Genomic DNA, 14,372 nt, shown 5'->3' on the forward strand with positions numbered 1-14,372 from the left:
TGGCGCGCAATGATTAACAACGACGGCGTTAAAAGGGATGAGTCAGCCGCGTAACATCGGATAAAGCTCTTTCAATAATTTGCGACGGCTGACCACCAACTGCCAGCGATGACCGCCCAACTGTCGCCACAAGCGCGCGGAGCGAATGCCTGCCAGCAACAAGGCACGGATTTTCGACGCGTTGTTTGGTTGCTGCAAATTACGCATGTCACCGTGGACCTGTATACGTTGGCGCAAGGTGCTCAGAGTGTCCTGATATAACGCTCCGCTAGCGGCGATCACGTTTTCGTGAACCGGTCCGAAGTGTTCGACCTGGGATTTGATCTGCGGTATACGTTTGCCGATGACTTCGAGCAGGTCATCGCGCTTGGCCAGCTTGCGCTCCAGCCCGAGCATGGAGAGGGCATAGCGCAGAGGTTCTCGCTGCAAGGCCGTGGGATCGCGCTCAAGTGCACTCACCAACGAGCGATAACCTTCGCGCAGGTTCAAGTCATCGCCGCCGTAGACGTCCATTGTGTCTTTTGGGTCCATGACCAACAGGCTGCCTAGCATGCAGCCCAGTGCCGCCTCACTGACTTGTCCGGTCTTGGCTATTTTGTCGACCAGTACTGCTGCTTGAAATACACCGCCTAAGGCGATCAGTTGTTCATGTGTTGGAGTCATCAGCGCTTGTCCTTGCTATGCCACGGTTCGGCGAGTTCGATGACGCCGCCGCCCAAGCAGATTTCGCCGTCGTAAAACACCACGGATTGACCGGGTGTCACGGCGCGCTGAGGTTCGTTAAAGGTGGCCCGATAGCCCGCCGCTGTTTGCTCCAGGGTGCATTGCTGATCGCTTTGGCGATAACGCACTTTGGCGGTCAACCGTCGGGGGGTGCTCAGATCAATCGGATTGACCCAATAGATGTCAGAGGCCACCAGTGCCTGGGAGAACAACCAAGGATGGTCATTGCCTTGGCCAACGATCAACTCGTTGTTTTCCAGGTCTTTGATCAGCACGTACCAGGGATCATCGCTGGCGTCTTTCAAACCGCCGATGCCGAGGCCTTGGCGCTGGCCGATGGTGTGGTACATCAAGCCGTGGTGGCGGCCTATGACTTCACCTTCGGTGGTTTTGATTTCCCCCGGTTGGGCCGGCAGGTACTGCTTGAGGAAGTCACTGAAGCGACGCTCACCGATAAAACAGATACCGGTGGAGTCTTTCTTCTTGGCCGTGGCCAAATCGTGCTTTTCGGCAATGGCGCGCACCGCAGGCTTTTCCAGCTCCCCGACCGGGAACAGAGTCTTGGCGATCTGTTCGCCGCCTACGGCATGCAGGAAATAGCTCTGGTCTTTGTTTGCGTCCAGGCCTTTAAGCAGCTCGGTACGGCCGTCTACATCGCGGCGACGCACGTAGTGTCCGGTGGCGATCAAATCTGCACCGAGCATCAGGGCGTAGTCGAGAAACGCCTTGAACTTGATTTCGCGGTTGCACAGGATGTCTGGGTTAGGGGTACGCCCTGCTTTGTATTCGGCCAGGAAGTGCTCGAACACGTTGTCCCAGTATTCGACGGCAAAGTTGGCTGTGTGCAGCTTGATGCCAATTTTGTCGCAAACAGCCTGGGCGTCCGCGAGGTCTTCTCGGGCAGTGCAATAGTCGGTTCCGTCGTCTTCTTCCCAGTTCTTCATGAACAGGCCTTCCACTTGATACCCCTGCTCAATCAGCAGAACGGCAGAAACGGAAGAGTCGACGCCGCCGGACATGCCGACGATAACGCGCGTTTTTGCTGGATCGTGCAGGGCTTGATCACGCATAGGGATTCGATGTGTGTCTGTAAAAAGGACGCGATTCTAACAGGCTGTCCGCGCCAAGGCTAAACCGGTGATCAATCACGTATCAGCTCCAGGTCATGAAGCGGCCCGGCGAGATAATCGTCGATGCAGCGCATGACCAATTCGCTGCGCCAATTCTCAGGTTGAGAGAACAGTTCATCGCGGCTGAGCCAGAGGGCTTGGACGATGCCGGTGTCCAACAGGCGCTCCAGGTGATGCAAAACCGGTTTGGCGGCAAAGCACACACGCTGGTAAGTCACCCCGTTGCTGGGCGCAGTGTACAAATAAATGCCAACGACGCCTGTCAGTTCAACGTCCCAGCCAGTTTCTTCAAGGGTTTCGCGCACGGCGGCCTGGCGCAAGGTTTCGTTGGGATCAAGATGCCCTGCGGGCTGGTTGAGTACGTTTCGATTTCCCTTGAATTCCTCGACCAGCAAAAACCGGCCTTGAATTTCAACGATAGTTGCCACGGTAATATGGGGGTGCCAATCCATTTGAATGTTCGCCCTCTATAGAAAGAGAATAACGCAGAGACAGAAACCCCGGCACACGGCCGGGGTCTCTGACAGGTCTGACGCTAAAGCGCCCGGCCGGTTGCGCCTTAAAGTGCGGCGATCGCCGCGTTCAAGGTTTTGCTTGGGCGCATGACTGCGCTCGCCAACTCAGGATCAAAGCGATAGTAACCGACGATGTCCACTGGCTTGCCCTGAACGGCGTTCAATTCGGCAACGATGGTTGCCTCATTGTCTGCCAGGGTTTTAGCCAATTTGCTGAACGGTGCTTGCAAGCTGGCGTCTTCAGTTTGAGCTGCCAACGCCTGAGCCCAGTACATCGCCAGGTAGAAGTGGCTGCCGCGGTTGTCGATGTTGCCGACTTTGCGCGAAGGCGACTTGTTGTTGTCCAGGAACTTGCCAGTTGCCTGGTCAAGTGTGCTGGCCAATACCTTGGCTTTCGAATTGTGGTAAGTGACGCCCAAGTGTTCAAGCGACGCAGCCAGGGCCAGGAATTCACCCAGAGAATCCCAGCGCAGGAAGTTTTCTTCCAGCAGTTGCTGAACGTGCTTCGGTGCTGATCCGCCCGCGCCGGTTTCGAACAGGCCACCGCCGGCCATCAAGGGTACGATCGACAGCATTTTCGCGCTGGTGCCCAGTTCCATGATCGGGAACAGGTCAGTCAGGTAGTCGCGAAGCACGTTGCCAGTCACCGAAATGGTGTCTTGGCCCAAGCGAGTACGTGCCAGGGTGAATTTCATCGCGTCGTCGGGCGACATGATGCGAATGTCGAGGCCAGAGGTGTCGTGGTCTTTCAGGTACTTTTGGACCTTCTCGATCACCACACCGTCGTGGGCGCGCAACGGGTCAAGCCAGAAGATGGCCGGTGTGTTGCTGGCGCGGGCGCGGTTGACAGCCAGTTTGACCCAGTCTTGGATCGGTGCGTCTTTGGCCTGGCACATGCGCCAGATATCACCCGTTTCAACGTTCTGTTCAAGCAGTAGACGGCCTTTGTCGTCAGTAATACGCACAACGCCGTTGGCCTGAATTTCAAATGTCTTGTCGTGCGAACCGTACTCTTCGGCTTTTTGTGCCATCAGGCCCACGTTAGGCACGCTGCCCATTGTAGTCGGGTCGAAAGCGCCGTGTTTTTTGCAGTCTTCAATTACGGCTTGGTAAATCGTCGCGTAGCAACGGTCCGGAATAACGGCCTTGGTGTCTTGAAGGATGCCAGCGGTGTTCCACATTTTGCCAGAGTCACGAATCATTGCAGGCATCGAAGCATCGACGATGACGTCGCTTGGGACGTGCAGGTTGGTGATGCCCTTGTCGGAGTTGACCATCGCCAAAGGAGGGCGAGTGGCGTAAACCGCCTGGATGTCCGCTTCGATTTCAACTTGTTTTTCGGCTGGCAAGGCTTTGATGCGCGAGTACAGATCGCCAATGCCGTTGTTCAAATTAAAGCCGATATCTTTCAGTACTGCCGCGTGTTTGTTCAGCGCATCTTTGTAGTACTCGGCCACGATGATGCCGAACATGATTGGATCCGAGACCTTCATCATGGTGGCTTTCAAGTGAACCGAAAGCAAAACGCCCTGCTTTTTAGCGTCTTCGATTTCAATTGCAACGAATTTGCTCAAGGCTTTTTTGCTCAAGGTTGAGCAATCGATGATCTCGCCCGCTTTCACGGTGGTTTTTTCTTTCAGAACGGTAATAACGCCGCCCTGAGCGATCAATTCGATTTTAACGCTGCCTGCGCTGTCGATCAGGGCAGCTTTTTCGCTGCCGTAGAAATCGCCGTTATTCATGTAAGCAACGTGTGACTTCGAATCTGCGCTCCATGCACCCATTTTGTGCGGGTGCTTGCGAGCGTAATTCTTGACCGAAAGAGGCGCACGACGGTCAGAATTGCCTTCGCGCAGCACTGGGTTTACAGCGCTGCCTTTAATTTTGTCGTAGCGTGACTTAACTTCTTTATCAGCGTCGCTAGTCGGTGCTTCCGGGTAATCCGGGATATCAAAACCGCTGGCTTGTAATTCTTTGATGGCTGCGATTAATTGAGGGGCCGAGGCGCTGATGTTAGGCAGCTTGATGATGTTGGCTTCTGGGGTATTCGCCAGACTGCCGAGCTCAGCAAGATGGTTCGGCACCTTCTGGTCGGCACTAAGGCTCTCAGGGAAGCTTGCAAGTATTCGGCCTGCGAGAGAGATATCACGCGTTTCAACGTCGATATCAGCAAAGGCAGTGAACGCTTCGATGATGGGGAGCAAGGAGTAAGTGGCGAGTGCAGGAGCTTCGTCGGTAAAGGTGTAGATGATTTTCGAGCGGATGGACATTTTTGGTAACTCTCTTCTTTGCTGAGCGTGCACAAAATCTCGAGATGCGCAGGGTAGGCGCTTTCGTCCAAAGTCATCAATGAGGCGAAAGTCGAGGGGCGTCACGGTGATGAGGAATGCATCCATACGGCATCGAACGATTGAGCTAAGGTTAAGCTCGGCCTGTTAGAAGCATGGGAGTGCTGATCCAGAGGCTCCGTCCTCAGTGACTTGTTGGTCACCGGCCGCAGTATACCACCGGTTTTAGGCATTAATACGCAGGTAGTGGCCTGTGGCGGGATCATTAAGCGGGTATTGACGGCTTGATCCTAGAGTTCCAGTCAAGTTTCAGGTGGGTTACGCTCAGCCGTAACCAGGATGTTAACTTAAGCGTGGAGTCCCATATGGAATACAAGAAGATTCAGGTTCCCAAAGTCGGCGAAAAGATCACGGTCAATCCAGATCATTCCTTGAATGTGCCGAACAACCCGATTATTCCTTTTATTGAAGGTGATGGTATCGGTGTCGACATCAGTCCGGTGATGATCAAAGTAGTAGATGCGGCCGTTAATAAGGCATATAGCGGTGAGCGGAAAATCTCTTGGATGGAGGTGTACGCCGGAGAGAAGGCGACCCAAGTTTACGATCAAGACACCTGGCTACCTCAAGAAACCTTGGACGCCGTAAAAGAGTACGTCGTCTCTATTAAGGGACCGCTGACCACACCTGTCGGCGGTGGTATTCGCTCTCTGAACGTTGCTCTACGTCAGCAACTGGATCTTTATGTGTGTCTAAGGCCAGTGCGCTGGTTCGAAGGCGTGCCGAGCCCGGTGAAAAAACCCGGCGAAGTCGACATGACCATCTTCCGTGAAAACTCCGAAGATATTTATGCTGGGATCGAATGGAAAGCAGGCTCGCCTGAAGCCGTCAAAATCATCAAATTCCTGAAAGAAGAAATGGGCGTTACTAAAATTCGATTCGAAGAAAACTGTGGTATTGGCGTCAAACCTGTTTCGCTGCAAGGCACTAAGCGCCTGGTGCGCAAAGCTTTGCAATACGTGGTCGATAACGATCGTGACTCCCTGACGATTGTGCACAAAGGCAACATCATGAAATTCACCGAAGGTGCCTTCAAGGAATGGGCCTATGAAGTGGCGGCCGAAGAGTTTGGCGCTACCCTGCTCGACGGTGGCCCTTGGATGCAGTTCAAAAATCCAAAAACCGGCAAAAACGTAGTCGTCAAAGATGCGATTGCGGACGCCATGCTTCAGCAGATTTTGCTCCGCCCAGCTGAATATGATGTGATCGCGACGCTTAATTTGAACGGAGACTATTTGTCCGACGCCCTGGCAGCAGAAGTCGGCGGCATTGGTATCGCGCCGGGCGCCAATTTGTCCGACACCATCGCGATGTTTGAAGCCACTCACGGTACGGCACCCAAATATGCCGGCAAAGATCAGGTCAATCCAGGCTCGCTGATTCTTTCCGCTGAAATGATGTTGCGTCACATGGGGTGGATCGAGGCTGCGGACTTGATCATTAAAGGCACCAATGGCGCCATTTCTGCCAAAACCGTGACTTACGACTTCGAGCGCCTGATGGACGGCGCCACGCTGCTGTCTTCTTCAGCCTTCGGCGACGCGCTGATCTCGCACATGTAGCGTCAGTTCAGAACGCAAAAACCGGCCAGTTCAGGTGATGAACTGGCCGGTTTTTTTGGCTTTTTTTCGCTAAGGTCTTGAATTCGACGTTTCAGGCACTTACATCTGAGGTTGTCTTGGTCTCACTGGGAGCAGCCACCGGTTGCTCCGATTGAATCTCGCTCGCGGCCATTATATTGACCGCATGCAGTCCTTTGGGGCCCTGAATGATTTCGAAAACCACGGGTTGGCCTGCTTTCAGCGTCTTGTAGCCGTCCATCGTGATTGCTGAATAGTGGGCAAACAAGTCTTCGGTCTTGTCGTTTTCATTGATGAAACCATAGCCTTTGGCATTGTTGAACCACTTGACCTTACCGTGCTTGACAGAGTTGCTACTGCTAACTATTGCCATTTTCTCATCCCTCTGCAAAGGACTCCGTCTGGAGTATGATCCACCTCATCCGCCGGACCGAAAAGAATTTGGTTGACTGCACGGACCCTTTTTACCCAATGTGGGTTCTATTGTTTGTAACACTGTTTTGCCGATAGTCAAGGTCATGCGGCAGTCCGTTGAAAAACCGACCTACCTGCGGCTTAATTAATGAATCCGTCCACCTACGAACCCTTCTTTCCATGCATGCAATCAGCCAGATTCGACTAACATTCAATCAGGATCGTCCACAAACACATGACGACGACGCCGCTGGAGTGGCGCTGAAAGAAGCTAAGCCAGCATTGCAGGCGCCACCAATGTACAAGGTGGTTTTATTTAATGATGATTACACCCCGATGGATTTCGTCGTCGAAGTACTCGAGGTATTTTTCAACCTGAATCGTGAGCTGGCGACCAAGGTCATGCTGGCCGTCCATACGGAGGGACGGGCAGTATGTGGATTGTTCACCCGCGACATCGCCGAGACCAAGGCAATGCAGGTGAACCAATACGCCAGGGAAAGCCAGCATCCGCTACTCTGTGAGATCGAGAAGGACGGTTAACGCCGACCACTTGGGTATGAGGTGAAGCTATGTTAAACCGTGAGCTCGAAGTCACCCTTAATTTAGCCTTCAAGGAGGCTCGCTCGAAGCGTCATGAATTCATGACAGTTGAGCATCTCCTTTTGGCTCTATTGGATAATGAGGCTGCCGCCACCGTTCTGCGTGCCTGCGGCGCAAACCTCGATAAGCTCAAGCATGATTTGCAGGAGTTTATCGACTCCACGACCCCATTGATCCCTGTCCATGACGAAGATCGCGAAACCCAACCAACACTTGGGTTCCAACGCGTATTACAACGGGCAGTCTTCCATGTGCAAAGCTCCGGCAAGCGTGAAGTGACTGGCGCTAACGTGCTGGTCGCTATCTTCAGCGAACAAGAAAGCCAGGCAGTATTTCTGCTCAAGCAGCAGACTGTTGCCCGGATCGATGTTGTCAATTACATCGCTCATGGCATCTCCAAAGTGCCGGGGCATGGCGATCACTCTGAAGGTGAGCAAGATATGCAGGACGACGAGGGCGGTGAGTCTTCTTCCTCTGGCAATCCTCTGGATGCCTATGCCAGCAACTTGAATGAATTGGCTCGTCAGGGTCGTATTGATCCGTTGGTTGGCCGTGAAATGGAAGTCGAGCGTGTCGCGCAGATCCTCGCCCGACGTCGCAAAAACAATCCATTGCTGGTGGGTGAGGCCGGTGTCGGTAAAACCGCCATTGCTGAAGGCTTGGCCAAGCGCATCGTTGACAACCAAGTGCCTGACTTGCTCGCTAATAGCGTGGTTTATTCCCTCGACCTCGGCGCTTTGCTGGCGGGGACTAAATACCGTGGCGACTTCGAGAAGCGCTTCAAAGCGTTGCTCAACGAGCTGAAAAAGCGCCCTCAGGCGATCCTGTTTATCGATGAAATTCATACCATCATCGGTGCCGGGGCCGCGTCCGGTGGCGTGATGGATGCGTCCAACTTGCTAAAGCCGTTATTGTCTTCGGGCGATATCCGTTGCATCGGGTCGACGACTTTTCAAGAATTTCGTGGCATTTTCGAAAAAGATCGCGCGTTGGCCCGGCGTTTCCAGAAAGTCGATGTGTCGGAACCTTCGGTTGAAGACACCATTGGCATTCTGAGAGGCCTCAAGGGGCGTTTCGAGCAGCATCACGGTATCGAATACAGCGATGAAGCATTGCGCGCCGCAGCCGAACTGGCGTCGCGTTACATCAATGATCGTCACATGCCGGACAAAGCCATCGATGTTATCGACGAAGCTGGGGCGTACCAGCGCCTGCAGCCGATCGAGAAACGGGTGAAGCGTATTGAAGTGCCTCAGGTCGAAGACATCGTGGCCAAAATCGCACGTATTCCACCCAAGCACGTCAACAGCTCCGATAAAGAGCTTTTACGTAATCTAGAGCGTGATTTAAAGCTGACTGTATTTGGTCAGGATGCCGCGATCGATGCGCTGTCGACCGCGATTAAGCTATCACGTGCCGGCTTGAAGTCTCCGGACAAGCCAGTGGGCTCTTTTCTATTCGCAGGCCCCACAGGCGTCGGTAAGACCGAAGCTGCCCGTCAGTTGGCCAAGGCGTTGGGTATCGAGTTGGTTCGCTTCGATATGTCCGAATATATGGAACGTCACACCGTTTCGCGCTTGATCGGTGCTCCACCGGGCTACGTAGGTTTTGATCAGGGCGGTTTGCTGACCGAAGCAATCACCAAGCAGCCGCATTGTGTTCTGCTGCTTGATGAAATCGAGAAAGCGCACCCCGAAGTCTTTAATCTTCTGCTGCAGGTTATGGATCACGGTACGCTGACTGATAACAACGGACGTAAAGCGGATTTCCGCAACGTTATTGTTATCATGACAACCAACGCTGGCGCTGAAACTGCGGCGCGGGCATCCATCGGGTTTACGCACCAAGATCACTCATCCGATGCAATGGAAGTGATCAAGAAAAGCTTCACTCCCGAGTTCCGCAACCGGCTGGATACCATCATCCAATTTACTCGCCTCAGCCATGAGGTGATTAAAAGTGTGGTGGACAAATTCCTTACCGAACTGCAGGCGCAGCTGGAAGACAAGCGTGTATTGCTTGAAGTGACCGATGCTGCCAGAACCTGGCTTGCAGAAGGTGGCTACGATGCGCAAATGGGTGCGCGACCAATGGCTCGTTTGATTCAAGATAAAATCAAGCGTCCGCTGGCTGAAGAAATTCTGTTTGGCGAATTGGCCGAGCATGGCGGTGTAGTACATATCGACGTCAAGGATGGAGAAATGACCTTCGACTTCGAGACCACGGCAGAAATGGCGTAAAGCCGGAAAAAAGCCCTGCATTTCGTCGAAAGATGGGTGCGGGGCTTTTTTGTGGGCGTCGGTTTTTCTGGTTTGGGATGCCGCAGAGTCTGAGCCTCGCCGGGTGCCCGATTGAGCGGTCCCTCAGAAGCCGGCCACACAAAAACGCCCGGCGTAAGCCGAGCGTTTTTGTTAAGACCTGTTAGCGGGCGCGGTAAGTGATACGCCCTTTGCTCAAGTCATAGGGCGTCAACTCGACGCGCACCTTGTCGCCAGTAAGAATACGGATGTAATTCTTACGCATTTTGCCGGAAATATGCGCGGTGACGATGTGCCCGTTTTCCAACTCCACGCGGAACATGGTGTTGGGCAGGGTATCTACGACCGTGCCTTCCAGTTCAAAAGCTTCTTCTTTCGCCATGCAGTAAAAGCCCTCGGTATCCAATGAGTGGCCTGGTGCAACTGCGCCAGGCAAAAGCGGCGTGCATTGTGCCCGAAAAATGGGGTTAAAAATAGGGGTCTAGCTAAGCGTTCAATAAAGAGTGACCCAACGTTGATTAGTCAGCAGCTCGATGGGGCGATATTGTGTTTTGTAATTCATCTTTTTACAGTTCTTAATCCAGTACCCTAGATAAACCGCATGCAGCTGCAGCCGGGCTGCCTCTTCGATTTGCCAAAGGATGGCATAGCGCCCCAGACTGCGGTGATCTTCGGCCGGTTCGTAAAAGGTGTACACCGCTGACAGTCCGTTCGGCAGAAGGTCTGTAACGGCTACCGCCAACAAGCGATCATCAAGGCGAAATTCATAAAACGTCGAGAACGGTAGATCGCGGATCAAAAAGGTAGAAAACTGATCGCGATTAGGAGGATACATGTCGCCGTCGGCGTGTCGCTGCTCAATGTAGCGTTGATAGAGGTCGAAGTACTCTTCACTGAAATGGGGTTTTGCCGCACGGACGTGCAAATCAGCATTTCGTTTAAATATGCGTTTTTGCTGGCGGTCTGGAGCGAACAGTCCGACAGGGATGCGCGCAGGTACGCAGGCGCTGCAGTTTTGGCAGTGAGGTCGATACAGGTGATCGCCGCTCCGGCGAAATCCCATGTCGGAAAGATCGGCATACACCTGAACATCCATAGGCTGGCTAGGGTCCAGAAATAACGTCGTCGCTTGTTCCTCAGGCAAATAGCTGCAGGAATGGGGTTGAGTGGCATAAAACTTAAGCCGCGCCAGCTCGGTCATGGATCAACCCTCGGATAAAATCTTTATTAAGTGTATGTCAGGCTACGGAACTCGCCTAGGTAACCAGTCGGCGATTGTGGGCATATCCAAGTGGGCGCGAAGGTAATCAGCAAACGTCTGGCGTGCTATTGATCTGGCGCCAAAGCTATGGAGGTGCTGGGTAGGCATCTGGCAGTCAATCAAAACGAATCCCCACGCGGTTAACCGTTCGACTAGCGTCGCAAAGCCAACTTTAGAGGCGTTATCCGCCACGCTAAACATGGACTCGCCGAAAAAAAGTTGACCCATCGCCAAGCCGTAAAGTCCGCCGACGAGCAGGCCGTTTTCCCAAACTTCTACGCTATGGGCGAAGCCGCGCCGATGCAGTTCAAGGTAGGCCGATTGCATGGAGTCGGTAATCCATGTTCCGTCCGCGTAAGTGCGTGGTGCGGCGCAGGCTTGAATCACCGCAGTAAAGTTCTGATCAAAGGTCACTTGAAAATTCCCCTGACGCATGACTTTACCCAAGCTTCGGGACAGGTGTATTTCTTGCGGAAACAGAACCGTGCGCGGGTCCGGCGACCACCATAAAATCGGCTGGCCTGCCTGGAACCACGGAAAGCAGCCATGCCGATATGCTTGAATCAATCGGTCGGGAGAAAGATCGCCGCCGGCTGCCAATAAGCCATTGGGCTCGCGCATGGCTTTTTCCAGCGGAGGAAATGTCAGGGTGTTTCGCTGTAACCAAGTCAACATGGCGTAAGAACTTTGCGCAAGGGGAGGGCGGAATCGCTCGACGTTTGCAACTCTGGGTTGCAGGCGTGGTCGTAGACGGTCCCGTTAAAGAAACATGTTTCGAATTCTTGCGATGAGCCGCTGTTTCTAAACGTTTCGTGGATCAGATGAGTGCTGAGTTTAGGTTTACTGGTGCGTATTGAAAGCATCTCATAACCCTTTGTCACAAAAGACAATGCGTGCTCAAATTGCGCTGTTTGTTGAATAGGTGAAGCTATGCTAACTCATGCCAGTGGAACGTGGCATCGGTCGCGCAAACCCGTACAATGCTGTTCGTATGATGTGGCTAAAGATTTTCAGAGTGAATTGGAAGTGAACGGTGCCGTGGGTGTATTACTTCTTGGCGCTGGAAATTGGATTTTATAGTCAATCATTAGATGTTCGCGCCGAGGCGCAGGAAAAAAAGCGTTTGAAGAAATCCACCGTAGTAACCAATCCCCTACCGCTGTGGCGTCAGCAGTTGCACTACCGACTTAAGGAAGGTGCGCTGATTGCCATTGGCGCTCTGTGCCTGTACCTGATGATGGCGTTATTGACCTATGACCAGAGCGACCCCGGCTGGAGTCATACCAGTAATTCGCTGCAGGTACAAAACGCTGCGGGCCGCGCAGGTGCATTCTCGGCCGACATCCTGTTTATGGTGTTGGGCTATTTCGCTTACATATTCCCGCTGTTGCTGGCGATTAAAACCTATCAGATCTTCCGTCAGCGGCATGAACCGTGGCTGTGGAGTGGCTGGTTGTTTTCCTGGCGGTTGATCGGCTTGGTATTTTTGGTGTTGTCCGGCGCAGCATTGGCCCATATCCATTTTCATTTTACGGCGGGGCTGCCTGCGTCAAGTGGCGGGGCGCTAGGAGAAAGTCTGGGCGACCTTGCAAAAAATGCACTGAATATTCAGGGCAGTACGTTGTTGTTCATCGCGCTGTTTTTGTTCGGCCTGACCGTATTCACGGACCTTTCATGGTTCAAGGTGATGGATGTTACCGGCAAGATCACCCTTGATCTGTTCGAATTGTTTCAAAGCGCGGCCAATCGCTGGTGGTCATCGCGCAATGATCGCAAGCAAATGGTTGCTCAACTGCGTGAGGTCGACAGCCGCGTAAACGAAGTAGTCGCCCCGGTAACCGCTGATCGCCGCGAGCAAGTTAAGGCCAAAGAGCGGTTGATCGAGCGGGAACAAGCCCTCAGCAAGCACATGACCGACCGCGAGAAGCACGTGCCAGCCGTCATTACCCCCGCACCGGCGAAGGCCCTGGAGCCGAGTAAGCGCGTGCAGAAAGAGAAACAAACGCCACTGTTCATCGACAGCGCGGTAGAAGGCACCCTGCCGCCCATTTCTATCCTCGACCCGGCGGAGGTCAAGAAGCTCAACTATTCCCCCGAGTCATTGGCCGCCGTTGGCCATCTGCTGGAAATCAAACTCAAAGAGTTTGGTGTGGAAGTCACCGTTGACTCCATTCACCCAGGCCCGGTGATCACGCGCTACGAAATTCAGCCTGCTGCGGGAGTCAAGGTCAGTCGTATTTCAAACTTGGCCAAGGATTTGGCGCGTTCACTGGCTGTGACCAGCGTGCGTGTGGTTGAAGTGATTCCTGGCAAAACTACGGTTGGTATCGAGATTCCCAACGAAGACCGTCAGGTGGTGCGCTTTTCTGAAGTACTGTCGTCGCCTGAATACGATGACGCCAAGTCTCCCGTTACCTTGGCGCTGGGGCATGATATCGGCGGTCGCCCGGTTATCACCGATTTGGCAAAAATGCCGCACTTATTGGTGGCCGGCACTACAGGTTCCGGTAAATCAGTGGGGGTCAACGCCATGATCCTGTCGATCCTGTTCAAGTCAGGCCCGGAAGACGCCAAGCTGATCATGATCGACCCGAAAATGCTTGAACTGTCGATCTACGAAGGCATTCCGCATCTGTTGTGCCCGGTGGTTACCGACATGAAGGACGCCGCAAATGCCCTGCGTTGGAGCGTTGCCGAGATGGAGCGGCGTTACAAGCTTATGGCGAATATGGGTGTGCGAAATCTCGCTGGCTTCAACCGCAAGGTGAAGGACGCAGAAGAGGCGGGCACACCGCTTTCAGATCCGATGTACAAACGCGAAAGCATTCACGATATAGCGCCTTTGCTAAAAACCCTTCCAACCATCGTGGTGGTGGTGGATGAATTCGCCGACATGATGATGATTGTCGGTAAAAAGGTCGAAGAGCTTATTGCGCGTATTGCCCAGAAAGCCCGAGCGGCCGGTATTCACTTGATTCTTGCGACCCAACGTCCGTCGGTGGACGTTATCACCGGCCTGATCAAAGCCAACATTCCTACCCGTATGGCGTTCCAGGTATCGAGCAAGATCGATTCCCGGACCATCATTGATCAGGGCGGCGCTGAACAGCTGTTGGGCAACGGCGACATGCTTTACATGCCGCCTGGCACTAGTTTGCCGATTCGGGTGCATGGCGCCTATGTTTCCGACGAAGAAGTACACCGCGTCGTAGAGGCGTGGAAACTACGAGGTACACCCGATTACAACGAAGATATTCTGGCAGGCGTTGAAGAGCCTGGCAGCGGCTTTGACGGTGGCAGTAGTGAAGGCAGCGACGACAGCGAAAGCGATGCGCTGTACGACGAAGCAGTACGTTTCGTCTTGGAAAGCCGCCGCGCTTCCATTTCTGCCGTTCAGCGCAAACTGAAAATTGGCTACAACCGTGCGGCGCGTATGATCGAAACCATGGAGCAGGCTGGGGTTGTGACGTCCATGAATACCAATGGCTCGCGCGAAGTGCTCGCGCCGGCCCCGATGCGCGACTAACCCGGACGGCGTGG

Annotated in this window: 12 protein-coding genes; 4 read left to right on the forward strand and 8 right to left on the reverse strand. The window is 53.6% G+C overall.

The window, feature by feature from the left end:
- Positions 1 to 42: 42 nt before the first annotated feature.
- The 4 genes from hflD to QN378_RS03240 form a co-directional block, all read right to left on the reverse strand.
- Positions 43 to 663, reverse strand: a complete 621-nt coding sequence (gene hflD / locus QN378_RS03225; RefSeq protein ID WP_322202160.1) for a high frequency lysogenization protein HflD — start codon at positions 661 to 663, stop codon at positions 43 to 45.
- On the reverse strand, positions 663 to 1,793 hold the full coding sequence (mnmA, locus tag QN378_RS03230) for a tRNA 2-thiouridine(34) synthase MnmA (RefSeq protein WP_322202162.1): 1,131 nt from the start codon (positions 1,791 to 1,793) through the stop codon (positions 663 to 665). Before mnmA ends, hflD begins: the two co-directional genes overlap by 1 nt.
- 71 nt (positions 1,794 to 1,864) lie before the next feature.
- Positions 1,865 to 2,305 (reverse strand): NUDIX hydrolase, encoded by a 441-nt coding sequence (locus QN378_RS03235; protein WP_322202164.1) that lies wholly within the window; start codon positions 2,303 to 2,305, stop codon positions 1,865 to 1,867.
- Between the two features lie 107 nt (positions 2,306 to 2,412).
- A complete protein-coding gene (locus QN378_RS03240) occupies positions 2,413 to 4,638 on the reverse strand; it encodes an NADP-dependent isocitrate dehydrogenase (RefSeq protein ID WP_323550565.1) in 2,226 nt (741 codons plus the stop codon).
- A gap of 383 nt (positions 4,639 to 5,021) precedes the next feature.
- Between QN378_RS03240 and icd the strand changes: the two genes are divergently transcribed.
- Entirely contained in the window at positions 5,022 to 6,278 is a 1,257-nt protein-coding gene (gene icd, locus QN378_RS03245; protein WP_322202168.1) for an NADP-dependent isocitrate dehydrogenase, read from the forward strand.
- A gap of 91 nt (positions 6,279 to 6,369) precedes the next feature.
- On the opposite strand, the gene cspD is transcribed toward icd, so the two are convergent.
- Positions 6,370 to 6,669, reverse strand: a complete 300-nt coding sequence (cspD, locus tag QN378_RS03250; protein WP_322202170.1) for a cold shock domain-containing protein CspD — start codon at positions 6,667 to 6,669, stop codon at positions 6,370 to 6,372.
- 221 nt (positions 6,670 to 6,890) lie between these two features.
- Between cspD and clpS the strand changes: the two genes are divergently transcribed.
- Complete coding sequence (gene clpS / locus QN378_RS03255) at positions 6,891 to 7,253, forward strand: ATP-dependent Clp protease adapter ClpS (RefSeq protein WP_322202171.1); 363 nt, start codon at positions 6,891 to 6,893, stop codon at positions 7,251 to 7,253.
- Between the two features lie 29 nt (positions 7,254 to 7,282).
- The gene (gene clpA, locus QN378_RS03260; RefSeq protein ID WP_322202173.1) at positions 7,283 to 9,553 is read left to right on the forward strand and encodes an ATP-dependent Clp protease ATP-binding subunit ClpA; all 2,271 of its coding nucleotides are present in this window, start codon (positions 7,283 to 7,285) and stop codon (positions 9,551 to 9,553) included.
- Positions 9,554 to 9,734: 181 nt separating this feature from the next.
- Here clpA and infA read toward each other — a convergent pair whose 3' ends face one another.
- The 3 genes from infA to aat all read right to left on the reverse strand — a co-directional run bounded on the left by infA (position 9,735) and on the right by aat (position 11,507).
- Positions 9,735 to 9,953 (reverse strand): translation initiation factor IF-1, encoded by a 219-nt coding sequence (gene infA, locus QN378_RS03265; RefSeq protein ID WP_322178418.1) that lies wholly within the window; start codon positions 9,951 to 9,953, stop codon positions 9,735 to 9,737.
- A 111-nt stretch (positions 9,954 to 10,064) separates the two neighbouring features.
- On the reverse strand, positions 10,065 to 10,772 hold the full coding sequence (locus tag QN378_RS03270) for an arginyltransferase (RefSeq protein ID WP_322202175.1): 708 nt from the start codon (positions 10,770 to 10,772) through the stop codon (positions 10,065 to 10,067).
- Positions 10,773 to 10,814: 42 nt separating this feature from the next.
- Positions 10,815 to 11,507, reverse strand: a complete 693-nt coding sequence (gene aat / locus QN378_RS03275) for a leucyl/phenylalanyl-tRNA--protein transferase (protein ID WP_322202177.1) — start codon at positions 11,505 to 11,507, stop codon at positions 10,815 to 10,817.
- A 448-nt stretch (positions 11,508 to 11,955) separates the two neighbouring features.
- On the opposite strand from aat, the gene ftsK reads away from it, so the two are divergent.
- Complete coding sequence (ftsK, locus tag QN378_RS03280) at positions 11,956 to 14,358, forward strand: DNA translocase FtsK (protein WP_322206834.1); 2,403 nt, start codon at positions 11,956 to 11,958, stop codon at positions 14,356 to 14,358.
- Positions 14,359 to 14,372 lie beyond the last annotated feature (14 nt).

It is taken from the genome of Pseudomonas sp. 10S5 (genome assembly GCF_035019745.1).
Classification (GTDB): Bacteria; Pseudomonadota; Gammaproteobacteria; order Pseudomonadales; family Pseudomonadaceae; genus Aquipseudomonas.

Excerpts from the sequence above, each read along its gene's own strand:
- hflD (WP_322202160.1), bottom strand. The coding sequence starts at position 663 with ATGACTCCAACACATGAACAACTGATCGCCTTAGGCGGTGTATTTCAA.
- mnmA (WP_322202162.1), bottom strand. The coding sequence starts at position 1,793 with ATGCGTGATCAAGCCCTGCACGATCCAGCAAAAACGCGCGTTATCGTC.
- QN378_RS03235 (WP_322202164.1), bottom strand. The coding sequence starts at position 2,305 with ATGGATTGGCACCCCCATATTACCGTGGCAACTATCGTTGAAATTCAA.
- QN378_RS03240 (WP_323550565.1), bottom strand. The coding sequence starts at position 4,638 with ATGTCCATCCGCTCGAAAATCATCTACACCTTTACCGACGAAGCTCCT.
- icd (WP_322202168.1), top strand. The coding sequence starts at position 5,022 with ATGGAATACAAGAAGATTCAGGTTCCCAAAGTCGGCGAAAAGATCACG.
- cspD (WP_322202170.1), bottom strand. The coding sequence starts at position 6,669 with ATGGCAATAGTTAGCAGTAGCAACTCTGTCAAGCACGGTAAGGTCAAG.
- clpS (WP_322202171.1), top strand. The coding sequence starts at position 6,891 with ATGCATGCAATCAGCCAGATTCGACTAACATTCAATCAGGATCGTCCA.
- clpA (WP_322202173.1), top strand. The coding sequence starts at position 7,283 with ATGTTAAACCGTGAGCTCGAAGTCACCCTTAATTTAGCCTTCAAGGAG.
- infA (WP_322178418.1), bottom strand. The coding sequence starts at position 9,953 with ATGGCGAAAGAAGAAGCTTTTGAACTGGAAGGCACGGTCGTAGATACC.
- QN378_RS03270 (WP_322202175.1), bottom strand. The coding sequence starts at position 10,772 with ATGACCGAGCTGGCGCGGCTTAAGTTTTATGCCACTCAACCCCATTCC.
- aat (WP_322202177.1), bottom strand. The coding sequence starts at position 11,507 with ATGTTGACTTGGTTACAGCGAAACACCCTGACATTTCCTCCGCTGGAA.